Raw genomic sequence first — 21,975 nt, forward strand, 5'->3', positions numbered from 1 at the left:
GGTGTCCCCCGCCCGGGCCGGTCGGGCGCCGGTTGGAACGCGGTCAGCGACGCCGCCGGCACCGCGCCGGCGCCCACCACCCCGCCCGCCAATCCCGTGCCGGAGCTGCCCGCGCTCGTCCGGGCGCTCGCGTCCGTCACCGCGGCGGGCGGATCCGGCGGCGCCGATCCCGCCACGTCGACATCCGAAGGCCCACCGTCCAGCTCGCCCCTATGGCGGGGGCGCGCTGTCACCGTCGTCGACATGCGCGCTGCCAGCCGCCCCGTGGAGCGGGGCCCTCCCCCGCCACGGCACCTCCTGATCACCCATTCGCGTCCACGACGTTGATCAGGAGAAGTCATGGAGATAGCCGTTATCTGGATCCCCGCCGACATCGAGCCGTCGGAGCCCGCCGTCGCGGCGTGCCTCACCCACCTTCGCCGACACGACTACCGGTTGAACGGGATCGTTCGGGCACCGTGGGAGACGGTCGAGCAGACGATGATCGACGGGGAGGTGGACGTTGTCGTGATCGCCGACCTCGCTCACCTCCCGCCGGATCGGTCGCCCCGCATCGAGGTGGCCACCGCGGCGGAGCCGACGGTCGATGAGGACCGGCCGGTCTCCGGCTGACACGGTGACGCGCCCCGTCCACACCGGACGGGGCGCGTCGTCATGCGCTTATCTTGACTTCCGTCGATGTTAGCGCCAACACTGAGACCGCTTGACTCCCGGCCCGCCCGCGCTCCGCACCCTCCGGAGGACAGATGCCACCGCACCCGGACGGTCCAGCTACCCGCCGAGCCGACGGACCGGGGCGTCCCGGTCGCGGAATCTCCCGACGCCTCCGACCGGTCCTGGCCGCCCTGCTGGTGGTGCTCGCCGTCTCGACCGGCCTGCCGGTGGCCGGGCCTGCGCACGCCGCACCGGCGGTCAACTACACCAACCCGCTGGTGAACCAGCGGGCCGACCCGCACATCGTCAGGCACACCGACGGCTACTACTACATGACCGCGACGGTGCCGCAGTACGACCGGCTCGTGCTGCGACGTGCCACCACGCTGCCAGGGCTCGCGACGGCGGCGGAGACGACGATCTGGTACCGGCACACCAACGGGGAGATGGGCGCCCACATCTGGGCGCCGGAGATCCACTTCATAAACAACAGGTGGTACGTCTACTTCGCCGCGGGCCGGACCGACGACGTGTGGCGAATCCGGATGTACGTCCTGGAGAACGCGAGCGCGAACCCGCTGACCGGGTCGTGGACCGAACGCGGCCGGATCACGACCCCCTGGGACACCTTCAGCCTGGACGCCTCGACCTTCGTCGCCAACGGGGTGCGCTATCTGACCTGGGCGCAGCAGGAGCCGGGCATCTCGACCAACTCCAACGTGTACATCGCCCGGATGGGCGCCAACCCGTGGCAGATCACGGGCGCGGTGACCCGGCTCGTCGTGCCGACGTACGACTGGGAGACCCGCGGCTACCGGGTCGCCGAGGGCCCCGCGGTGGTCCAACGCAACGGCCGCCTCTTCCTGACCTACTCGGCCAGCGCGACGGACGCCAACTACTGCCTCGGGATGCTGAGCGCCTCCGCCACCGCGAACCTGCTCGACGCCGCCTCCTGGAGCAAGAGCGCCACTCCGGTGTTCACCAGCAACGCGGCGACCGGCCAGTACGGCCCCGGCCACAACTCGTTCACCGTCTCGGAGGACGGGCAGAGTGACATCCTGGTCTATCACGACCGCAACTACCGGGACATCACCGGCGATCCGCTCAACGATCCGAACCGGCGGACCAGGCTCCAGAAGCTGTACTGGAACGCCGACGGCACGCCGAACTTCGGCATCCCGGTGCCCGACGGAGCCACACCGGTACGGCTACGGTCGCATGATCTGGCCAGCAGCTACATCCGGCACTACGACTACCGGGCCAGGGTCGAGCCGAACGTGGCCAACCTGGCCGACTCGCAGTTCCGGATCGTCAACGGCCTCGCCGGTGGCGGCACGGTGTCGCTGGAGTCGACCAACTTCCCCGGCTACTACCTGCGTCACCGGGGCTTCGCCCTGTACGTCGAGAAGAGCGACGGATCGCCCCTGTTCGGCGGCGATGCGAGCTTCCAACGCCGCTCCGGCCTGGCCGACGGCGCCGGGCTCTCGTTGGAGTCGCAGAACTACCCGGGTCGGTACGTGCGTCACCGCGACGGCCTGCTCCACGTGGAGGCGGTGGGCACGAGCGCCGAGCGCGGCTCCGCCACCTTCCACCTGGAGTAGTCGTCACTCGCCCGCAGTGCCGGTGCTCTCCCGGCGGACGAGCCGGAACGGCGTCTGCACGGTCAGCGGCGCCGCGACCTGCGTGCCCTCGATGCGGGCGATGAGGCGGCGCACCGCGAGACGCCCGATCTCCCGCTTGTCCGGTGCGATGGTGGTGAGGGTCGGCGTACTGAACCGACCCTCCTCGATGTCGTCGATGCCGACCACCGCGACGTCCCGCGGCACCCGGTGACCGGCCTCGGTCAAAGCCCGCAACGCGCCGATGGCGACCAGGTCGTTGTAGGCGAACACCGCGTCCGGCGGGTCGCCGAGCGCGAGCAGCTCACGCATGGCCCGCATGCCGTCGGGTCGGCCGAACGCGTCGGTACGGGCGACCAGCCGCGGGCGGTACGGCAGGCCGGCGGCGGCCAGGGCCTCCCGGTAGCCGCGTACCCGCAGGTGCGCCGACTGCCGGTCGCCACCCGGCGTGGCGCCGATGAACGCTATCCGGCGGCGACCGATCGCCACGAGATGCTGGATCGCCGCGTGGCTGGCGGCCACGTTGTCGATGGCGATGTGATCGTGCGGTACGTCGTACACGCCCTCGCCGATCAGCACGAGCGGGCTGCCGGCGGTCCGGGACAGCACCTCCTCCCGACCGATCCGCACCGGGCTGAGGATCAGGCCGTCGATGATGTGCCGCCGGGAGCCGCCGAGGAGCGCCAGTTCCGCGTCCCGGTCCGCGGCGGTGTTCTCCATGACGAGCGTGTAGCCGAGCGCGGCGGCCTCGGAGATGGCGATCTCGGCGAGTTCGGCGAAGTAGGGATTGTTCAGTTCCGGGACGGCCAGGGCGATCAGGCCGGTGCGCCCGCGACGGAGGTGCCGGGCGCCGAGGTTGGGGCTGTACCCGAGTTCGTCGACGGCCTGCTGCACGCGCTGCCGGGTCCGCTCCCCCACCGGTCGGTAGCCGTTGACCACGTTGGAGACCGTGGCCAGCGAGACGCCGGCGCGTTCGGCTATGTCCTTCAGGCTGACGGCCATCCGCCGACCCTCCACGAATTCGACTGACGAGCCGGCTTGACATCGACGACCAAGGATTGACGCGACGCCCCGCGCGACTCTATAACGTTATACAGACGATGATGGATGTCAATGTCCCCCGACGCCCACCACCCACGCGCTTCGGGCATGGCTGTACCGCCCGCGGCGACTCTCCCCCGGAGACGGCATGACACGTCAGGTCACCACCCGCCCCGCCCTGCCGCTGCTGCTCATCCTCGCCCTGGTCGCCGGCGTTGTCGCCGCGCCAACCCGGGCGGCGCACGCCGCGCCGGCCAAGACGCCGCCACTGACCACCCCCTGGACCGGCCAGGCCCTGGTCGGCACACCACTGCCGGAATACCCACGACCCCAGATGACTCGGCCGGACTGGCTCAATCTCAACGGCGAGTGGCAGCTCCGCCAGTCGTCCACCGACGACGCCCCGCAGTTCGGCACCGACCTGCCCGAGCGGGTCAACGTGCCCTTCCCGGTGGAGAGCGCCCTGTCCGGCATCGGGCGGGCCGCCAACGACAACCGCAACTACCTGTTCTACCGGCGCACCGTCACCATCCCCGCGAACTGGTCGGGTCGGCGGACCCTGCTGCACTTCGGCGCCGTCGACTGGCAGAGCACCGTCTGGGTCAACGGCGTACGGGCCGGTGCGCACACCGGTGGCTACGACGCGTTCACCTTCGACGTGACCCCCCAGCTCACCGCCGGGACCAACGAGATCGTCGTCAAGGTCTGGGACCCCACCGACACGCGGCAGAACGGCAGTCTGCCCGCCATCGGAAAGCAGACCAAGACACCCGGCGGGATCTTCTACACCCCCAGCTCGGGCATCTGGCAGACCGTGTGGTTGGAGCCGGTGCCCGCCGCCTCCATCAGCAGCGTGGACGTCTACCCGAACCTCGCCACCAACACCCTGCGGGTCCGGGTCTTCACCAGGGGCGACGTGAGCGGCCACAGCGTGCTCGCCGAGGCGCTGAACGGAAGCACAGTGGTCGGTACGGCCACCGGCGGCTTCACCGACTTCAGCGTGCAGGTGCCCAACGCCCGCCGCTGGTCGCCCGACGACCCGTTCCTCTACAACCTCCGGGTCACCCTTCGCAACGGCGCAGGTGCCGCCGTGGACCGGACCACCCACTACTTCGGCATGCGGGAGATCACCACCGGCCTGGTCAACGGGGTGCTGCGTCCCAAGCTCAACGGCCAGTTCGTGTTCCAGGTCGGCACCCTCGACCAGGGCTTCTGGCCGGACGGCCTCTACACCGCGCCGACCGACGCCGCCCTCGCCTTCGACCTGCAGAAGCACAAGGACCTGGGCTTCAACATGGTGCGCAAGCACATCAAGGTCGAACCGCAGCGCTGGTTCTACCACGCGGACCGGCTCGGCCTGCTGGTCTGGCAGGACATCCCGTCGCTGACCGCGCAGGACATCAACCCCACCGACGCCCAGCAGGCGCAGTTCGAGGCCGAGTCGCGCGAGATCGTCGACGAGCACCGCAGCTCGCCCGCTGTGATCGCCTACACGCCGTACAACGAGGGCTGGGGCGAGCGTTCCCTCGCCGATACGCGACGGGTCGCGCAGAACATCAAGAACCAGGACCCGACGCGCCTGGTCAACCCGCACAGCGGCCACAACTGCTGCCAGTCGCTCGGCGACCCCGGCAACGGCGACATCGACGACTGGCACGTCTACCTCGGGCCGGACTCCCCCGTACCGTCGAGCAGCCGGATCGCCGTTCTCGGTGAGTTCGGCGGCCTGGGCCTGCACACACCGGGCCACGAGTACAGCCCCAACGGCAGCTTTTTCGCCTACGAGTGGCAGGCCAGTTCGACAGCGCTCACGGACCGGTACGTCGGGCTGGTGCAGGGCAGCCAGAACCTGATGCTCGGCAAGGGGCTCAGCGCCTCGGTCTACACCGAGATCACCGATCTGGAGGGCGAGCTGAACGGCTTCCTCACCTACGACCGCCAGGTCGTCAAGATGGACCAGGCGCGGGTCCGCGCCGCCAACACCGCGCTCATCAACGCGTCGAAGACCATCGGCAGCTCGGCGCCCGTCGCCCTGCCGGTCAACACCCGGCGGTCCCTGCAGGTGACCACGCCCGGCTTCACCAACCGCTACCTGCGCCACCGGGACAGCCTGGCCTACACCGAGGTGGTCGACGCCGCGAGCTCCAGCCTGCTCAAGGCCGACGCCACGTACACCATCCGCACCGGCCTGGCCGGTACCGGCTGCTACTCGTTCGAGTCGGTCAACTTCCCCGGGCAGTACCTGCGCCACCAGAACTCCCGGGTGCGCAACTCGCCGGACGACGGCTCGGCGCTGATGCGCGCCGACGCCACCTGGTGCGCGCGCGTCGGATTGACCGGCTCGGGTGTGTCACTGGAGTCGTACAACTTCCGGGGTAGGTACCTGCGGCACTACAACTCGGAGGTCTGGCTCAGCAACGGCACGGGCGGCGACGCGTACAACACGCCGGCGTTGTGGGCCGCCGACAGCACCTGGACCGTCGCCGCCCCCTGGGCGCCCTGACGCGGCAGAGGCCGCGACGGGTCGTCGCCGCCATCTGACGACCGCGCAGCTTCCGGCCTGACCGGAACCTGCGCGGTCGTCCGGCGCGGAGCGTAGACCGGTCCATGATCTGCTCCGGGGTGCCCAGCCGGAGTCCCATCGCTGCTGGAACACCCGACGGCCGCGGCACGGCCTACCACGTCAGCCAGTTCGTCGGCTCCGTGTGACCGACCACCGTCACCTGCCGTAGCGGGTGTCGTTTCCCGGTCATGAGGCAGGTGTGGCGGTCCGATCTCGTCGCTGCCCCGTCGTTTCCGGCCCCCCGAGCCCCGCGTGCCGCCCCACTCGACCGACTCCGGCAAGCACCGGCTCGCAACTTGCATGCGGCCGCGAATGACCCGTCCGTTGCAGCGCGCAAACAACCATTCATCAAGTAGATGTTCGTCAATCTTGACTTGTGCGTCCCGTCGGCGGACCGTAAAGAGACAGAGGCAGATGCGCGACATTGGCGGCCCAATCGACGCGTTCGCCAAATAGTCGCACTGCCGGTTTCGCGCCGCGCGTATCAGGAGGTGTTCCATGCGGTTGAATCCGTTCACCGGGGCTTATCTCAACGATCCTGCAACATTGTGGCGACGCATTCTCGACGATCCTGACGGGGTGCACTACGCCGAAGATCTGGGCGTGTGGTTGATCAGCGGGCACGCCGACGTCCGGCGGGCTCTCGGCGATGTGGCGACGTTCGCCAACGCCCTCACCCTCGCACCGGTCTACGAGGTCTGCCCGGAGGCGATGAGCGTGATCACGCAGATCGACGCGCCGCCCACGACGGCCGCCGCGGACCCCCCGGTGCACCCCCGCACCCGTCGGGCGCTGCGGGCCACCTTCGCGAACACCCCCGAGCGGGTCGAGGCCGAGTACGGCGCGATCGTCCGCCGCCGGGTCGACCAGCTGGTGTCCCGGCTGGCCGACCGCCAGGGCGACCAGGTCGACCTCGTCGCCGATTTCGCCACCGAGCTTCCCCTGCTCGTGGTCCTGGACATCCTCGGCGTACCCGACGCCGACATCGCCCGGATCCGACGGTGGGCGGACGGTCAGATCGCTCTCATCTGGGGGCAGCCGGACCCGGCCGAGCAGGTACGCCTGGCGCGCGGCCTGCTGGAGTTCTGGCACTACTGCCAGGATCTCGTGCGCCAGCGGGTGGACGGCGCACACCAGCGGGACGACTTCATCAGCCGGGCCCTGACCTACCGCGACGACGACGACGCCGTGCTGACGGTGCCCGAGGTGGCGAGCCTGGCCTTCAATCTCCTGGTCGCCGGCCACGAAACGACCGCCGGGCTGCTCGCCCACGCCCTCGACCAGGCCCTGTCCACCCCGCAGCGATGGTCGGCGATGGCCGCCGATCCGGGGCTGGTCCCCGCGTTCGTCGCCGAGACGCTCCGGTTCGCGCCCGCCATCGACGGCTGGCTCCGCGTGACACGCCGGGAGGTCACGCTGGGAGAGGTCACCATTCCCGCGGGAGCGCGGTGCCTGCTGCTGATCGGTGCGGCCAACCGGGACCCCGCGGTGTTCGCCCATCCCGACCGGTTCGACCCGCACCGGGCCGACGCCGGGGATCACCTGTCGTTCGGCCACGGTCCACATTTCTGCATCGGAGCGGGACTGGCACGGCTTGAGGCCCGGGTCGCCCTCACCCGACTCGCCGCGGCCATTCCCGGCCTACGACTGACACCCGGTCACCGTCGTTCCTACAAACCCAATGTCGCGTTTCGCGCGCATCACGGGTTGAGCGCGACAATCGACATCGTGGCACCAGCGGGCCTGCCGGCGACACGAGAGGGGGCCGGCGCCGAGGCGTACATCGGCGGACAGTGAGCGCGCACCGGGAGGTGCCATCGCGCATCCGAACGCGAGCGGGGACGGACGTCGTACCCCTGCTTCACCCACCACGACGCGACGCCCGCACCGGGTCCGGCACACACCTTTCACGCTTTGCCGTGCGATCCATGTCGGTCAACGTCTTCACACCCATCGCGTCCTGGGTTAAGAATTGCTCTCTATGATTGCCCCGGCGCAGCGACACGTTTGATCTGTCCGCTGCCGATTCCCCGTTGCCACGAAGGTGAGCGCATGGAGCACACATCGCCGTCGAGCTCCGCTCAACCCGCGGCCAGCGAGCGGTTCCGGTGGGAACTGCGCAACTGCCGCCTCCGACGGGGCCTGACCCAGCGGGCGCTGGCGGATCTGGTGCGGTTCAGCCGGGAGACGGTCGCGGCGGTGGAGTCGGGTCGCCGGTTCGGCAGCCACGAGTTCGCGGTGCGCTGCGACGACGTACTCGACACCAACGGCCTGCTGGCGGCGCTGTGGCCGCAGGTCGCCGCCGAACAGCTGGCGGCCGACGGTCGCCGCGGTCCGCGATCCTCCGAACCCGCACGCCCGGACCTCCCGGTCGCACGTCAGCGCGGTCGGCGTGACGCCAGCGACCCGGGTGCGGTGGTGGACGCCATCGACGAGCTGCGCGAGCTGATCGGCCAGGTCCTCAACGGCCAACCCGAACCGGACGACCGCGAGCGCGACGCGCCGACCGGACCCCGCAGCGACCAGCGCTGACCTCGTGATCCCGTGACGCCGCGCGCTGTCACCGCTCGCTGACGCTGGGTACAGATGCTGGTACGGGCAGTTTGTACCACGGCCAGGTCTGGCCTACGAGCGCCGCTTCCGGCCGAATGGGACTTGCATTTGGCAAGGTGCGGATAGACCGTCATCGACGAGTCGTGGGAGTCAATCTTGGCGTCGAGCACGAGGTCCCACGAGGCCCGACCCTACCCGACCCGCCGGCGCGGCTGGAAGATAGCCGGTCGGATGCGCCTCATCGTCGCGGCACCGCTCGTCGCCGTGATCGGCTTCGCCAGCCTCGCGCTGACCGAGAGCGCCCGCCAGACGGGCCGCGCCGCCGACCTGCGGATCCTGGCACAGGTCGGCGCCGAGGCCGGTGACCTGGCCTACCGTCTGCAACGCGAACGCATCGCCGCGGCCGACCTGCTCACCTACGCCGCGCCGGAACAGCAGGACGCGTTCGGAGTGGAGATGGCCGCCACCGACGACGCCGCCGCCCGTTACCGCCGGCAACGTGACCTGCTGCCCGCCGCCGCCACCGCCAACCAGTCACTCCTGCGCCGCATCGACGCCGCCCTGGACGGCCTCGCCCCGCTGCGCACCCAGGTCCGCACCGCGGCGCACGCCTCGGTGTCGGCGATGACCTTCAGCTACCGCATCGCGATCGCCGACCTGATCAACCTTCGGGAGAACGTCTCGCACGGCGTGGTCAACGCCCAACTCGCCGACGGGATCCGGGCCTCGGCGGCGCTGTCGAAGACGGCCGAGGCGATCGGCCAGCAGCAGGTCGCCGTGCTCCGCGCGGTCGTGGCGGGCGAACTCACCCCGGCCATGCAGCAGGACATCACCGCGGCCCGGACGAGCTACACCGAGTCGAGCCTGTCGTTCCTGGCCCTGGCCCCACCGGACTGGAGCACCTGGTGGGAGCAGGCCGGCACCGGCAAGGAGGCGCTCGCGCTGCAACGGATGCAGGACGACGTGTCCCGAGCACAACCCGGGACACCACTGCGGCTGGCGACCGCGGCCTGGGTGTCCACCACGCAGGCCCGTGCCGCCCGCCTGTCCGACCTGCGGGCACGCGTCGACGCCGCGGTGCTCGACGACGTCCGGGCCGCGCACGCCGACCAGCGCCGCCGGGCCGTGGCAGAAGCGGTAGGCGTCCTCCTGGCCCTGGTGCTGACCGCGCTGGTGACCTGGGCAGTCGCCCGGCAGATCACCAGGCGACTGCGCCGCCTGCGGGACGCCGCCAACGCTGTCGCATTCCAACAGCTCCCCGCCGTGGTGGCCCAGCTCCAACAGCCGGGCAGCGCCGCCGTCGACCCGGACGAGCTGGCCCGCCAGCAGTCCACCGCAGCGCTCGACGCGTCCAGCGACGACGAGATCGGCGAGCTGGGCCAGGCGTTCAGCGCCGTGCACCGGGCCGCCGTCCGGACCGCCGCCGGACAGGCCGTGATGCGCGCCAACACCGCCGACATCTTCATCCACCTGAGCCGCCGCGAACAGCGACTCGTCGACGCCGTCCTGGCCCAGGTCGACCTGGTCGAACGGGACGAGACCGATCCCGACCGGCTGCACCAGCTGTACACACTGGACAATCTGGCGACCCGGATGGGACGGATCAACGCCAGCCTGCTGGTGCTCGGCGGCGTCGGTGTCGGCCGCGTACGACAGCATGACGTCCCACTGCAACAGGTGCTCCAGGCGGCGCTGTCGCAGATCGAGCACTACGCCCGGATCCGGCTCGGCATGATCGACGGCGACGTCGCCGTGGCGGCCAAGACCGTCGACGAGGTCGTACACCTGCTCGCCGAACTCATGGACAACGCGACGACGTACTCGCCGCCGGGAAGCGAGACCTGGGTGAGCGGCCGGAGCCTGGGCGACCGCGTCATCATCCAGATCAGCGACGAGGGTGTCGGGCTGTCCCCGCAGCGGATGGAACAGCTCAACGAGCTGCTGGCCCACCCACCGGCCATCGACGTCGCCGCCGTACGGGCGATGGGGCTCGTCGTCGTCGGTCACCTCGCTGCCCGGTTGGGCGCCACCGTCCAACTGCGGCGCGGCCCCCGGCGGGGCATCCTCGCCGAGGCGACACTGCCCGCCGCGATGATCCGATCCCTGCCTCCGGAGGAGTACCTGCTCGCCCCCGGTCGCCTGTCCCGGCGTGCGGCCCGGACCGCCGGCCCTCCACCGCCGTACCAGCCGCGCCCCGAACCCACCGCCGGACGCCCACCGGCCGAACGGACCCTGCCCGCGGCGCCGGTGTTCCGACCGACTCCCCCGCCCCCGGACCGGGGGGACGCGCCCACCGAGGAGCTGCTCATCTTCGAACAGGTCAACCACTGGTTCCACGCCGATGTCGTCGACGGGCAGGACGGGCGGGAATGGGCCGGTCCGGCCGACGACGCCTGGCGCACCGCGGCCCGCGCGCACGCTCCGGAGGTCGCCACGACCACCACGTCCGGCCTGCCCAAGCGGCAGCCACAGCGGCATCTCGTGCCCGGTGGCGTGACGGTGCCGCAGCAGCAGCAACGGTCGGAGTACCGCGACCCGGCCCAGGTGGCCACGGCGATGGCCGCGTACGCCCGGGGCGTGGCGACCCGACGGCGCACCCCGGTCAATCTCGGCAACAACTGACGCGACAGGAGAGCACGTGACCGACCAACAGGATCTCGGCTGGCTGCTGGACAACTTCGCCGCGCGCGCGACCGAGGTCAGCCATGCGATCGCGATCTCCAGCGACGGCCTGATGGTCGCCGCCACCCGCGACCTGCCACCGGACCGGGCCGACCAGCTCGCCGCGACCGGCAGCGGTCTGGTCAGCCTGCTGCGCGGCGCCGCGGCGTTCTTCGACGCCGGCGCGGTGATCTCCAACGTCACGCAGCTCGAGGGCGGCTTCATGTTCTCGATGGCCTTCAACGACGGCGCCTCGTTGCTGGTGCTCGCCGCGCCCGAGTGCGACGTGGGCAAGGTGTCGTACGAGATGACCGAGCTGGCCAACCGCATCGGGGACACCCTGACCCCCGCGGCCCGCGCGGCTCTCGCCCGCAGCCGCTGACCACCCCGGCGCCCCCACGCCGGAGACCCTTCCCCTTCCCCTGGAGTAGGACATGCCTCTCACCACCCCCTGGCACAGCCGTGCCCTCACCGCCGCGCTGCTCGCGACCGTGCTGACCGCCAGCTCGGCCTGCGGTGACGACGCGACAGGCACGAGCGCCGGCGGATCGATAAAGATCGGACTGCTCGCATCGCTGTCCGGGACGTACCAGGCAGTCGGTACGGAGATCCGCGACGGCTTCCAGCTCTACCTGGACACCCACGACGGCAAGCTCGGCGGTCGACAGGTCGACCTCGTCGTCGCGGACGAGGGCAACGGCGCCCAGACCGCCGTGCCGGCGGCGACCAAGCTGCTCAAGCAGGACCGGGTGTCCGCGCTCACCGGCATCGTCGGCGGTGGCTCCGTCGCCGGGGTCACCCCCCTGCTCAACGAGACCAAGGTGCCCCTCGTCGGCTCCAACGGCCGGCCGGAACTCAAGGACGTCTCCCGGGTCTGGCACACCTCGTACCTCTCCGACGAACCCGGGGCGGCCATCGCCCAGCACGTTCGGGACAACGTGAAGGGTTCCGTGTACGCCATCGGGCCGGACTACCAGGGCGGCTGGGACGAGCTGCGCGGCTTCACCGACGCCTTCACCAAGATCGGCGGGAAGCTCGCCAACGCGGACGGCAAGACCACCTTCACCCCGTTCCCGGCCACCACCAACTTCACCCCGTACTTCGCCCGGATCAAGGCCTCGGGCGCGGCCGCCGTCTACACGTTCTACGCCGGCAGCGCCGCCGTCGACTTCGTCAAGCAGTACGCGCAGTCCGAGATCAAGGACGTCCCGCTGTACGCGGCCGGCTTCCTCACCGAGGGCGGTGTGCTCAACGCGCAGGGCGAGGCGGCCCGGGACATCTACTCGGTGCTCAACTACTCGCCGGACCTCGACAACGCGGAGAACCGCGCCTTCGTGGCAGCGTGGAAGGCCAAGCACGACGGTTCCCCGACCACGTACGCGCTCGCCTCGTACGACGCGGCGGCGGTGTTGGACCGGGCGATCGGCGCCGCCGGCAGCGACCCGACTCCGGAGGCCATCAACGCGGCCATCGCGCAGCTCGGTCAGATCGCCAGCCCGCGCGGCACCTGGCAGTTCTCCACCACCACGCACTCACCTGTGCAGAAGTGGTACCTGCGCCAGGTCCGTCAGGACGGGCGGGCGCTGTCCAACACCGTCGTGGGTGACCTCGCGACCGTCGGCCGGTGATCATGGTGGCGGCCGGCCCGAACCGGATCGACCCGTACCTGATCCCAGCGCTGGACGGGGTCGCCTACGGGCTGCTCGTCTTCGTCGCCGCCTCGGGTCTGGTCTTCTGTTTCGGCGTCGCCAACATCCTCAACCTGGCGCACGGGATGCTCTACGCGATCGGTGGGTACACCGCGGCGGCGCTGCTCGACGGCGGCTGGGCGAGCCTGGCGCTGGCGCTGGCGGTCGGTGTGCTCGCCGCCGCCGCGGCGGGCGTGCTGCTGGCCGGACTGCTCACACCGGTCGCCACCGGCAACCACCTGACCCAGGCGCTGCTGACCTTCGGGGTGGCTCTGGCCGGCGGCAGCCTGCTCGTCGCCGGCTTCGGACCCGACGATCCGCGGGTCCGGGTGCCGGCCGCGCTGGACGGGTCGGTGGTGGTCGCCGGCCACCGGTACGCCGCGTACCGGCTCGTCTTCATCGTGGTCGCGGCGGTGATCTCCGCCGCGCTCTACCTCGTGGTGCGGCGTACCCGGGCCGGGATGCTCGTCCGGGCGGCCGTCGACGACCCGGAGATGGTCGCCTGCATGGGTGTGAGTCCCACCCGGATCCGTGCCGGTGTGCTCGCCGCCGCCGGCGCGTTGGCCGGCGCGGCCGGCGTCCTGGGCGCGCCGATCATCGGCCCCGGCACGGACACCGCCGACACAGTGCTGCTGCTGTCCCTGGTGGTCGTGGTCCTCGGTGGTCTCGGGTCGATGGCGGGCACGCTGCTGGCCGCGCTCGCGATCGGCGAGATCCAGACGTTGGGGGTGGCGTTGCTGCCGTCCGCCGCGCCGTTCCTGCTGTTCGCCGCCATGGCGGCGGTGCTGGCCGTGCGGGCACGTGGCCTGGCCACCAGGTGGAGGACGACGTGAGGAACGAGGTGATCCGGTGGGGCCGCGGCGGCGTCGCGGCGCTCGTCCTGGTGGGCCTGGTCGTGGCGCCCTGGGTGGTCGACGACTACACCACGGCGATCCTGGCCCGGACGCTGGCGCTGGCCCTGGTCGGGGTGAGCGTGGCACTGCTCACCGGCGTCGCGGGCATGCCGACCCTCGGCCAGACCGCGCCGTACGCGGCGGGCGCCTACGCCTGCGCGGTGCTCGGTAGCCGGATCTCCGACGTCGGCGTCGTACAGGTGGCGGTCGCGGCGGGTGCCGGGGCGGCGCTGGCCGCGCTGACGGTGCCGCTCGTCGTCCACGCCCGGGGGGTGATCGTCCTGATGATCACGTTGGCGGTCGGTGAACTCGTCGTGACCGTCCTCGGCCGGTGGCGGTCGGTGACCGGTGGCACGGACGGGCTGGCCGGCATCCCGGCGGTCCGCCCGTTCTGGGGCCTGCCGGTGCTCGCCACCGATCAGGCGCGTTACCTGTACACGCTGGTCGTCGCGGCCACGCTTGTCGGCGCGGTGCTGTTGCTGCTGCGTACCAGAGCCGGGCTGCTGCTGCGCGCCGGCCGCGACGACGAGACGCGGCTGCGGGCCAGCGGGCACCGGGTGCCCCTCCTGGTGTCCGGCGCGCACGTCGCCGCCGGAGCGATCGCCGGTGCCGCCGGCTCGCTGCTCGTCGTCGCCCAGCAGTACATCTCCCCCGCCGACTTCGGCTTCGACACGTCCGCGCTGCTGCTGCTCGGGGTCGTCATCGGTGGCACCGCCTCGGTCGGCGGCGCCCTGGTGGGCGCGGCGCTCGTCATCGCCGCCCGGGACTGGCTGTTCGGGGTGCTGCCCGGCCACGCGCCGCTGGTGCTGGGGGCGCTGTTCGTGGCGACGGTCTACCTGCTGCCCTCCGGCGTCGACCGGGCACGGCTCAGACCGCGCCCGACGGACGTCCCGCCGGTCCACCCGGACCGGCCGGCCGTGCGCGAGCACGCTGGGGCAGCACCGGAGTTACGCACATGACCCCGCTACTCGACGCCCGGGACGTCCAGGTGCGCTACGGCTCGCTCGCCGCGCTCGCCGGCGTCGACCTGTCCATCCACGACGGCCAGCGGCACGCGCTGATCGGCCCCAACGGAGCCGGCAAGACGACCCTTCTCAACGTGATCGCGGGCGCCACGAGGCCGCAGCGCGGCACTGTGGTGTTCGGCGGACGGGACGTCGGCCGGCTCGGCCCGGCGGCACGGGCCCGACGGGGCATCAACCGGATACACCAGCGACCGGCGGTCTTCTCGACGCTCACCGCGACGGAGAACGTCGTGGTGGCCGCGCTGCCGCGGGTCATCCCACAGCGCAGGTGGCGGCCCGGCGGACGCCGGCGCGCCGCGCAACACCGGGCGGGTCCGCTGCTGGAGCAGATGGGCCTCGCCGACGTCGCATCGGTGCCCGCCGGGCACCTCGCACACGGGCAACGACGCCAGTTGGAGATCGCGATGGCCCTTGCCGGTCGCCCCCGCCTGCTGCTGCTCGACGAACCGGCGGCCGGGCTGTCCGCCACCGAGGTCGGCCGGCTGGTCGAGCTGCTGCGGGCGCTGCCCCGCGCGGTCGCCGTGCTGCTCGTCGAACACCGACTGGACCTGGTGTACGCCCTCGCCGACACGGTCACCGTGCTCCGCGACGGCCAGCGGTTGGCCGCCGGTACACCTGACGAGATCCGTACCTCGCCGCTGGTGCGGCAGGCCTACGCCGACGGGGTGGCCTGATGCTGAGTGTGGACCGCCTGTGCGCCGGCTACGCCGGGGGGATCGTGTTGCACGAGGTCAGCCTGCGGGTACGCCCCGGCAGCATCCAGGCCGTGGTGGGACGCAACGGCGCGGGCAAGAGCACGCTCGTGCACACGATCGCCGGGCTGGTGCGTGCCTCCAGTGGTCGCATCGAAATCGGCGGCGTACACGTGGCGGGCCGGCAACCGCACCGCATCGCCCAGTCCGGGGTGGGTCTCGTGCCACAGGGCCGGCGGGTCTTCTCCCGGTTGACCGTGGCCGAACACCTGGTCCTGGCGGCCGCGCCGTGGCGGGCCGCCACCCCGGGCGGCGAGGGCTGGACGGTGGCTCGGATCCTGGAACTGCTGCCGAGGCTTGCCGAACGGCTGCGGCACCGCGGCTGCGAGCTGTCCGGCGGCGAGCAGCAGATGCTGGCGATAGCGCGCGCACTCCTGGGCCAACCCCGGGTGCTGCTGCTCGACGAACCGTGTGAGGGTCTCTCCCCCGACCTCGCGGCGCGCGTCCGTGAGCTCATCGGCGCCCTCGCCGCCGACGGTCTGACCGTGCTGCTCGTGGAGCAGCAGCTCCAGCACGCGATCGAGGTCGCGGACCGGGTGGCGGTCCTGGAGTACGGCCGGGTGGTCTACGACCGACCGACTGCCGAGGCCCGCGTCGATCCGACCCCGGTGGCGGCGATGTTGAGCGTCACCGCTGCCGTCGCGCCGCCCCCGGCCAACCGGCCCGCCCCCCGGCTCTGGGCCGACACCCCGTAGTCACCCGAACCTTCCCGAAGAGGTAGACACCCATGACAAGCGGCACCAACGACGACACGTACACGTTCGACAACGGCGCACCGGACGCGGTCGCACAGATGCACGCGCTGGAATCCTTCCTGGACCCGATCACCACACGCCGTCTGGCCCGGCCGGTGCTGCGACCGGGGGCGGCCTGCTGGGAGGTCGGCGCGGGCGGCGGCTCGATGGCCCGACGGATCGCCCGCGCCGTCGGCGACACCGGCGACGTGCTGGCCACGGACATCGACCCCACACACCTCGTGGCCGACGGCAACCTGCGCGTACGCCGACACGACGTCCGCACCGAACCGCCACCCGCTGACGCGTTCGACCTGATCCACGCCCGGCTGGTGCTGCTGCACCTCCCCGATCGACGACGGGTCCTGCGTACGCTCGCCGGCGCGCTGGCCCCCGGCGGGTGGCTCGTGGTGGAGGAGTTCGACTGCACCGGGCCGCTGCGGGTGCTGACCGCACCGACGGACGACGCCGCGAAGCTCTTCGCGCAGGTCATGGATGCCATGATGGGCGTCCTGGAGGACCACGGCGCCGACCTGGGATGGGCGCAGGACGTGCACACCGAGATGGCCCTCGCCGGCCTGACCGATCTGGACACCATCACCCACTCGCAGAGCTGGGCCGGCGGTTCGACCGGAACCTCGCTCTACGAGACGAACTCCCGCCAGTTGGAGCCGGACCTGCTCGCCGCGGGGCTGTCGCCCAACCAGCTGAACGCCTTCCGGCGACTGGTGCGTGACCCCGCGTTCGCCGTCATGTCGTACCACTTCGTCTCCACGCGGGGCCGGCTACGAGGCTGAGAGCACCCGACACCCCAGCCGCGACCGTCAGTCGTCAGCGGTTGAGGTAGGCCGCCAGGCCGCCGAGTTCCTCGTTGGCGATGAACACCGACCGCACGTTGAGGATGGCCTCCTCGACGTGGGTGGGGCAGCCCCACGCCGAGTCGCCCCACGAGTCGGCGATCTTTATCTCGGCTGGCGCGGGGCAGCCGGCGGGACCGCCGAGCTGGCAGCGTTCCGGGTGCGGCGCGGCGGCCTGTGCGGCGGCGGCGGCGCGTACCCGGGCGGCGAGTTCCGCGGCGGCGGCGGCGCGTTGCTCGGCCTCGGCACGCAGTTCCCGTTCCGCGCGTACCGCCCTGGCCAGGTCGTCATGGGCTGACTTGGCGCGGGCCTCGGCCGACGCCTTCGCCTGCTCGATGTGGTGCCGCTCGATGGCCAGGGCGGCGGTGCCGGCGAAGACGCGGATGAGCGCGAGGTCGGCGTCCTGCGGGACGCGCGGGGTGCGGTGGTACATGGCGAAGGTGCCCAGCAGGCCACCGTCGCGGGCCAGGATCGGCGTGGACCAGCAGGCGCCCAGTCCGGCCTGGCTGGCCAGGTCCCGGAAGTCGTTCCAGAAGGGATCGGTGGCGATGTCGGTGACGATGACCGGCTCCCGCCGGTGCGCGGCGGTGCCGCATGAGCCGACACCTTCGCCGGTGGCGATCCCGTCGATGGCCTTGTTGTAGAAGTCGGGCAGGCTCGGCGCGGCGCCGTGCCGGAGGTGCCGGCCGTCGGGATCGGCGAGGAGTACGGAGACGAGCACCTCCCGCGGCGCGAGGTTCTCGATACAGCTGGCCATCCCGTCGAGCACCTCGGTCAGGGGTGCCTGGCGGGCGATCTGCTCCAGCAGGGCGCGGTGTTCGACCATCAGCCGTTGGGCGTGCTTGACCTGGGTGGTCTCCACGCCGAGCAGACGAATACCGATCACGTTGCCGACGGCGTCGCGGCGTGGCTCGCAGGTGAAGTCGAAGAACGTCTCCCGCGTGTACGGGCCGCTGCCCAGTACGACCCGGACGTCACGGCCGGTGTCGGGCTCACCCGTGCGGTAGACCTGGTCCAGCAGAGCGACGAAGTCCTGACCGGCCAGTTCGGGCATCAGGTCCGCGAGCGCGACGCCGGTGCGTGCCCGTTCTTCGCCGATGCTGGCGAAGAACGTCGGGTTGGCCGTCTCTACCAGGTGTGCCGGCCCGGCAAGCGACGCGAAGAGGGCCGTGGACTGCCCGAACAGCGCCCGTAGGTCCTCCTCCGCTCCCTGCCGGGTGACCGCCGGATCCGGAGCAGTCGGCTGCTGGCCTGATACCGCCGTCATGTTGTGGCCTGTCCCTCATCCGCAGACACGTGGAGTGGTCGATGAATCACCGGCCAATGACAGTGGCCGGCCGTGTTGTCGAGCGCTACCAACCTACGGGAAACCGCCTCCCGTCGCCCGCGGTGGGCCGGGGCGTCCTGTCACGCTTCAGGGGCGTCGCCCGCTTCGACTATGGAGACGGAAGTGCCCAATTCGACGGTACGGGAGACGGTGCACAGCCGGTCGTGGGACTGGTGCAGCGACCGGGGCAGCGCCTCGCGGGCCTTGTCGCCGTCCGGACCCGGCGGAAACGTCACGGTGAACTCCACCCGGAGGTTCTGCATCCGGTTGCCGCCGGCCTCGTCCCGGACCTTGTCGCCGGTGACGTCGACGGAGAACCGCGTCGGCTCGGCCCGGCGGCTGGTGATGTGGTCCACGTCTATCGCGGTGCAGCCGCCGAGGGCTGCCAGAAGGAGTTCCACAGGCGTGAAGCTGGCGTCCTCGCCGGTGCCCATCGACATCGATCCGCCGCGGACGTTCCGCGCGACGTAGTTCCCCACGCTGGTGCGCTCGATCTCCACCGAGCGGAAGGTGTCGTCACTCATGACTGGGAAACTACCCTGGCCGGCGGCCACCAACCTGGCGGCTTGCGCCGCGCGTTGTCCCGCTTGCCGGATCGTCAACCGGTCCGGGTGCGCAGGCCCCGCGCCAGGGTGGGGATCATCACCGCCGCCGGGACGAGGTGCAGCGCGACAAGGGCCGTGACGGTGGCGGTGTCGCCGCCGGAGAGCACTGGCGGAACCAGCGAGATCGCGGTCAGCGTGCCGGCCGTCCAGACGAACCGTTGCGCGGGGCGCGCGCTCCACCGGAGCAGAGCGACGGCGATGAGGATGCCGACGACCGATAGGAGGCCGGTCACCACGGCGAACCCGGAGAGCGGGATCGTCTCGCCGCCGTCGGGGATCTCGAAGTCGACGCCGACGGCCCGGGCGAGCGCGGCGGCGAGGGTGGTGGCCGCCACCGCGGCCAGCGTGGCCGCGAGACCGACGCCGGCGAGCCCACGGATGCGGTGGCCGGTCCGGCCCGCTACCGGGGCGGCGACGACTGTGTCATTCGTGCTGTCCATGTCGCATCTCCAACGGTTGGTAACTGGCATCGGGGGTGTGTCGACAGGTCTGCCGCACGGGGTGGCGACACGCACCCTGGCCGTACGACGGCCGGGGTTGCGCAGGGCGCGGACGCCTGTGCCGTGGAGCCAGAACCCGGCGTCACGGCCGAGGACCGGCCCCGGCTCGCCGTCACGCAGCTCCAGCTGCACCCGCCCGCGGATGACCACGGCGAACGCGTCGCGCCAGTGGGCGGCGACCACCGCGACGCGTGCGCCGCCGCGCAGCGTGAGCGTCCACACCGGGACTACTCGGTGTCGTGTGCCGGCAGCCGCTCCGGCAACCCGAGCCGCGGGAACTGGTCGCCGTGGAAGGTGGTGATCTCGGTGATCGCGCCGCCGGTGATGCGCAGGACGTCGATGGTCAGCGGCAGGTACGCCCCCTCCCGCTCGCGCCAGTGGTAGAAGGCGATGGCGGGTTGCCGGTTGACGGCGGTGGGGACGGCGCGCAGTCCCGTCATGTCCCCGAAGCCACCCTCGACCCAGTCGTTGACCACGGCGTCGCGGCCGACCTGCAGACCCGGGGTGGGCGGCATCGAGCAGCGGACGTCGTCCCGCAACAGGGTGGTCAGCGTGGGGATGTCCGTGGCCACGCTGGCGGCGGTGTAGCGGCGTACCAGCTCGCGGCTCCCCGCGTCCTCCTCGCCGCCGGTCCAGTCCTGCCGCTCGGCGGGCAGGTGCTCCCGCATCCCGGCACGGGCCCGCTGCAACGCGCTGTTCACGGAGTTGACCGAATCTCCGAGCAGCTCCGCGACGTCCCTCGCCGGCCAGCCGAGCACGTCCCGCAGGATCAGCACGGCCCGCGGGCGCGGCGCGAGGTGCTGGACGGCGACCAGGTACACCAGCTCGATCGTCTCCCGCGCGACGGCAACCGCCTCCGGCTCGTCCGCGTCACCGGCGGCCAGCTCGTCAAGCAGCCGGTCCGGGTACGGCTGCAGCCACAGCACCTCCCCGCCGGTGGCGGGTTCGGGGCGGCGCTTGGCGAGCAGGTCCAGGCAGGCGTTGGTGGCGATCCGGTACAGCCAGGCCCGGAACGTGGAGCGCCCCGCGAAGGTCTCCCGCCGCCGCCACGCCCGCAGGAACGTCTCCTGCACGGTGTCCTCGGCGTCCTCGAACGACCCGAGCATCCGGTAGCAGTGCACGTGCAGCTCCCGCCGGTGCCGCTGCGCCAGCCCCGAGAACGCCGACTCGTCGACCTCGCCCAGCTGTGTATCCGCGCTCATCACGTCATCCTTCCGCCTCGTCACGTCCTGTCGTAGGTATGACGGGCGTCGGCGCGACAACTCATCACCCACGCGCGGCGGCGCGCAGGAACAGGCGGCGGGGAAATGTCCGGTCGACGGGGTGCTGTCGGGTGACGAATGGGTATCGGTAGGCGATGAGGTCCACCTGGAAGCCCCACGAGGAGCACGGAACCCTGTCCGAGAAGGAGAAGCGCGAGCTGCCGGCGAGTGTCTTCGCGTTTCCCGACAAGCGCAAGGAACCGCTTACCGACGCGGCTCACGTCCGCAACGCCGTCGCCCGGTTCGACCAGGTGCAGGGCGTCGACGACGAGGAGCGCGATCTGGCGTTCCAAAACATCCTCGCCGCCGCCGCACACTACGGCGTCGACGTCGTGGAGACCGACTGGCACCAGCTGGGCCGCCGGCCCCACACGCCGAACCCCGCCCACTGAGCAGCTCGACCAGCGCGTACGCCGTGCCGTCGGACACGGATCGTCGCGCGTCGGCGTCAGAAGGGAGGTGCGTCCTCGCCCATCAACGCCAGGACGACGCCCCCCTTTCCGCTCTTGAGGCTCTGGACCACGACCTTGCCGGTGCTGCCGTCGGGCAGCTCCAGGGTGAAGGTCTTCCCCACCGCGTTCTTGGGACCGTTGCCGGCGCTGTTGGCGGGTCGGAAGTCACCTGCCCAGGGTGGGACCCCACCCCTGCGGGCGGGTTCGGCGAAGAGAGCGGCGGTGCCGGGGGTCCGGGTGCCGTCGGAGGCGAGAAGCACTGAGGCGCTGCGATAGGTAGCCATATGCGCCAAAGGCTATCCCGGACCGCGCTCGCCGAACAGGCTAGTTTGCTCGGATGAGTCTCCTCGATGACGTGGCGAAGCGTGACGGTTGGCGTTGCTGGGTGTGCGACGAGCCGGTCGACGCCGACATCTCGGTGAACGACCCGCGTGGTCCCAGCGTCGACAGCCGCACCGCCGACAGGAAGGCCAAGGTCACCGAGCGGCTCGCCCACCGTGCCTGCAACTCACGCAAGGGGGCGGTCAAGGTGGTCATCGCCTGGCCGGACCGGCTGCACGTGGTGGAGCCCGCGCCGCTGATCACCGTCGCCGAACGGCTCGACCGCAAGGGTGGTCGCGAGCTGGTCGCCCGCTGCCCGAGCAGGAAGGACGCCCAGGAGGCGGCGGACTGGCTGGTCGACCGGTTCTCCCGGCTGGTGCCCGGCCTGCCGGTGACCGCCAGCGTCGACGCCGGTGGCGGGCAGTACCTCGTGGCCCTGGCCGCCGGCCGTCGCTGACCGGTGGTCCC

General features: G+C 71.5%; 21 protein-coding genes. 15 read left to right on the forward strand and 6 right to left on the reverse strand.

The window, feature by feature from the left end; genetic code table 11:
• Positions 1–339 precede the first annotated feature (339 nt).
• Positions 340–612 carry a hypothetical protein gene (locus FHG89_RS05905; RefSeq protein WP_139583336.1) on the forward strand — a complete coding sequence of 91 codons (273 nt, stop codon included), beginning with the start codon at positions 340–342 and terminating at the stop codon, positions 610–612.
• Between the two features lie 134 nt (positions 613–746).
• Positions 747–2,255, forward strand: a complete 1,509-nt coding sequence (locus FHG89_RS05910) for a family 43 glycosylhydrolase (protein WP_139583337.1) — start codon at positions 747–749, stop codon at positions 2,253–2,255.
• A gap of 3 nt (positions 2,256–2,258) precedes the next feature.
• Here FHG89_RS05910 and FHG89_RS05915 read toward each other — a convergent pair whose 3' ends face one another.
• Positions 2,259–3,275 (reverse strand): LacI family DNA-binding transcriptional regulator, encoded by a 1,017-nt coding sequence (locus FHG89_RS05915; protein WP_139583338.1) that lies wholly within the window; start codon positions 3,273–3,275, stop codon positions 2,259–2,261.
• Positions 3,276–3,462: 187 nt separating this feature from the next.
• Here FHG89_RS05915 and FHG89_RS05920 point away from each other — a divergent pair, with 187 nt between their 5' ends.
• From FHG89_RS05920 to FHG89_RS05970, 11 genes are all read left to right on the forward strand, one after another.
• Complete coding sequence (locus FHG89_RS05920) at positions 3,463–5,817, forward strand: AbfB domain-containing protein (RefSeq protein ID WP_208760871.1); 2,355 nt, start codon at positions 3,463–3,465, stop codon at positions 5,815–5,817.
• A gap of 558 nt (positions 5,818–6,375) precedes the next feature.
• On the forward strand, positions 6,376–7,674 hold the full coding sequence (locus FHG89_RS05925) for a cytochrome P450 (protein ID WP_139583339.1): 1,299 nt from the start codon (positions 6,376–6,378) through the stop codon (positions 7,672–7,674).
• 255 nt (positions 7,675–7,929) lie between these two features.
• A complete protein-coding gene (locus tag FHG89_RS05930; protein ID WP_139583340.1) occupies positions 7,930–8,409 on the forward strand; it encodes a helix-turn-helix transcriptional regulator in 480 nt (159 codons plus the stop codon).
• Between the two features lie 252 nt (positions 8,410–8,661).
• Complete coding sequence (locus FHG89_RS05935) at positions 8,662–11,052, forward strand: sensor histidine kinase (protein ID WP_139583341.1); 2,391 nt, start codon at positions 8,662–8,664, stop codon at positions 11,050–11,052.
• A 16-nt stretch (positions 11,053–11,068) separates the two neighbouring features.
• Entirely contained in the window at positions 11,069–11,473 is a 405-nt protein-coding gene (locus FHG89_RS05940) for a roadblock/LC7 domain-containing protein (RefSeq protein WP_139583342.1), read from the forward strand.
• Positions 11,474–11,525: 52 nt separating this feature from the next.
• Positions 11,526–12,719 carry an ABC transporter substrate-binding protein gene (locus tag FHG89_RS05945; protein ID WP_139583343.1) on the forward strand — a complete coding sequence of 398 codons (1,194 nt, stop codon included), beginning with the start codon at positions 11,526–11,528 and terminating at the stop codon, positions 12,717–12,719.
• Positions 12,720–12,721: 2 nt separating this feature from the next.
• Complete coding sequence (locus FHG89_RS05950; protein ID WP_244295202.1) at positions 12,722–13,612, forward strand: branched-chain amino acid ABC transporter permease; 891 nt, start codon at positions 12,722–12,724, stop codon at positions 13,610–13,612.
• Positions 13,609–14,631, forward strand: coding sequence for a branched-chain amino acid ABC transporter permease (locus FHG89_RS05955; protein WP_167517350.1), 1,023 nt, complete (start codon positions 13,609–13,611; stop codon positions 14,629–14,631). Before FHG89_RS05950 ends, FHG89_RS05955 begins: the two co-directional genes overlap by 4 nt.
• Positions 14,628–15,371: an ABC transporter ATP-binding protein gene (locus tag FHG89_RS05960; protein ID WP_139583346.1), complete on the forward strand. Its 744-nt coding sequence runs from the start codon at positions 14,628–14,630 to the stop codon at positions 15,369–15,371. Before FHG89_RS05955 ends, FHG89_RS05960 begins: the two co-directional genes overlap by 4 nt.
• The gene (locus FHG89_RS05965) at positions 15,371–16,144 is read left to right on the forward strand and encodes an ABC transporter ATP-binding protein (RefSeq protein WP_139583347.1); all 774 of its coding nucleotides are present in this window, start codon (positions 15,371–15,373) and stop codon (positions 16,142–16,144) included. The genes FHG89_RS05960 and FHG89_RS05965 overlap by 1 nt, the downstream gene beginning before the upstream one ends.
• A 32-nt stretch (positions 16,145–16,176) precedes the next feature.
• The gene (locus FHG89_RS05970; RefSeq protein ID WP_208760872.1) at positions 16,177–16,980 is read left to right on the forward strand and encodes a class I SAM-dependent methyltransferase; all 804 of its coding nucleotides are present in this window, start codon (positions 16,177–16,179) and stop codon (positions 16,978–16,980) included.
• Positions 16,981–17,014: 34 nt separating this feature from the next.
• On the opposite strand, the gene FHG89_RS05975 is transcribed toward FHG89_RS05970, so the two are convergent.
• From FHG89_RS05975 to FHG89_RS05990, 4 genes are all read right to left on the reverse strand, one after another.
• On the reverse strand, positions 17,015–18,307 hold the full coding sequence (locus tag FHG89_RS05975; protein WP_139583348.1) for a GAF domain-containing protein: 1,293 nt from the start codon (positions 18,305–18,307) through the stop codon (positions 17,015–17,017).
• A gap of 140 nt (positions 18,308–18,447) precedes the next feature.
• Positions 18,448–18,891, reverse strand: coding sequence for an OsmC family protein (locus tag FHG89_RS05980; protein WP_139583349.1), 444 nt, complete (start codon positions 18,889–18,891; stop codon positions 18,448–18,450).
• A 74-nt stretch (positions 18,892–18,965) separates the two neighbouring features.
• A complete protein-coding gene (locus FHG89_RS33580) occupies positions 18,966–19,694 on the reverse strand; it encodes a DUF6069 family protein (protein ID WP_139583350.1) in 729 nt (242 codons plus the stop codon).
• Between the two features lie 5 nt (positions 19,695–19,699).
• Positions 19,700–20,674 carry an RNA polymerase subunit sigma-70 gene (locus FHG89_RS05990; protein WP_139583351.1) on the reverse strand — a complete coding sequence of 325 codons (975 nt, stop codon included), beginning with the start codon at positions 20,672–20,674 and terminating at the stop codon, positions 19,700–19,702.
• Between the two features lie 155 nt (positions 20,675–20,829).
• Here FHG89_RS05990 and FHG89_RS05995 point away from each other — a divergent pair, with 155 nt between their 5' ends.
• Positions 20,830–21,126, forward strand: coding sequence for a DUF6582 domain-containing protein (locus FHG89_RS05995; RefSeq protein ID WP_139583352.1), 297 nt, complete (start codon positions 20,830–20,832; stop codon positions 21,124–21,126).
• Positions 21,127–21,182: 56 nt separating this feature from the next.
• Here FHG89_RS05995 and FHG89_RS06000 read toward each other — a convergent pair whose 3' ends face one another.
• Entirely contained in the window at positions 21,183–21,470 is a 288-nt protein-coding gene (locus FHG89_RS06000) for a hypothetical protein (protein WP_244295200.1), read from the reverse strand.
• A 53-nt stretch (positions 21,471–21,523) separates the two neighbouring features.
• On the opposite strand from FHG89_RS06000, the gene FHG89_RS06005 reads away from it, so the two are divergent.
• Positions 21,524–21,964 carry a hypothetical protein gene (locus tag FHG89_RS06005; RefSeq protein WP_139583353.1) on the forward strand — a complete coding sequence of 147 codons (441 nt, stop codon included), beginning with the start codon at positions 21,524–21,526 and terminating at the stop codon, positions 21,962–21,964.
• The last annotated feature ends 11 nt before the right edge of the window (positions 21,965–21,975 follow it).

Origin of the sequence: Micromonospora orduensis, from assembly GCF_006228125.1 — a bacterium.
Lineage (GTDB): Bacteria > Actinomycetota > Actinomycetes > Mycobacteriales > Micromonosporaceae > Micromonospora > Micromonospora orduensis.

Coding starts and splice junctions, on each gene's coding strand:
- FHG89_RS06005 (WP_139583353.1), top strand. CDS start 21,524: ATGAGTCTCCTCGATGACGTGGCGAAGCGTGACGGTTGGCGTTGCTGG.
- FHG89_RS05905 (WP_139583336.1), top strand. CDS start 340: ATGGAGATAGCCGTTATCTGGATCCCCGCCGACATCGAGCCGTCGGAG.
- FHG89_RS05980 (WP_139583349.1), bottom strand. CDS start 18,891: ATGAGTGACGACACCTTCCGCTCGGTGGAGATCGAGCGCACCAGCGTG.
- FHG89_RS05950 (WP_244295202.1), top strand. CDS start 12,722: ATGGTGGCGGCCGGCCCGAACCGGATCGACCCGTACCTGATCCCAGCG.
- FHG89_RS05965 (WP_139583347.1), top strand. CDS start 15,371: ATGCTGAGTGTGGACCGCCTGTGCGCCGGCTACGCCGGGGGGATCGTG.
- FHG89_RS05960 (WP_139583346.1), top strand. CDS start 14,628: ATGACCCCGCTACTCGACGCCCGGGACGTCCAGGTGCGCTACGGCTCG.
- FHG89_RS05970 (WP_208760872.1), top strand. CDS start 16,177: ATGACAAGCGGCACCAACGACGACACGTACACGTTCGACAACGGCGCA.
- FHG89_RS05975 (WP_139583348.1), bottom strand. CDS start 18,307: ATGACGGCGGTATCAGGCCAGCAGCCGACTGCTCCGGATCCGGCGGTC.
- FHG89_RS06000 (WP_244295200.1), bottom strand. CDS start 21,470: ATGGCTACCTATCGCAGCGCCTCAGTGCTTCTCGCCTCCGACGGCACC.
- FHG89_RS05995 (WP_139583352.1), top strand. CDS start 20,830: ATGAGGTCCACCTGGAAGCCCCACGAGGAGCACGGAACCCTGTCCGAG.
- FHG89_RS05930 (WP_139583340.1), top strand. CDS start 7,930: ATGGAGCACACATCGCCGTCGAGCTCCGCTCAACCCGCGGCCAGCGAG.
- FHG89_RS05935 (WP_139583341.1), top strand. CDS start 8,662: ATGCGCCTCATCGTCGCGGCACCGCTCGTCGCCGTGATCGGCTTCGCC.
- FHG89_RS05925 (WP_139583339.1), top strand. CDS start 6,376: ATGCGGTTGAATCCGTTCACCGGGGCTTATCTCAACGATCCTGCAACA.
- FHG89_RS05910 (WP_139583337.1), top strand. CDS start 747: ATGCCACCGCACCCGGACGGTCCAGCTACCCGCCGAGCCGACGGACCG.
- FHG89_RS05945 (WP_139583343.1), top strand. CDS start 11,526: ATGCCTCTCACCACCCCCTGGCACAGCCGTGCCCTCACCGCCGCGCTG.
- FHG89_RS05920 (WP_208760871.1), top strand. CDS start 3,463: ATGACACGTCAGGTCACCACCCGCCCCGCCCTGCCGCTGCTGCTCATC.
- FHG89_RS05990 (WP_139583351.1), bottom strand. CDS start 20,674: ATGAGCGCGGATACACAGCTGGGCGAGGTCGACGAGTCGGCGTTCTCG.
- FHG89_RS05915 (WP_139583338.1), bottom strand. CDS start 3,275: ATGGCCGTCAGCCTGAAGGACATAGCCGAACGCGCCGGCGTCTCGCTG.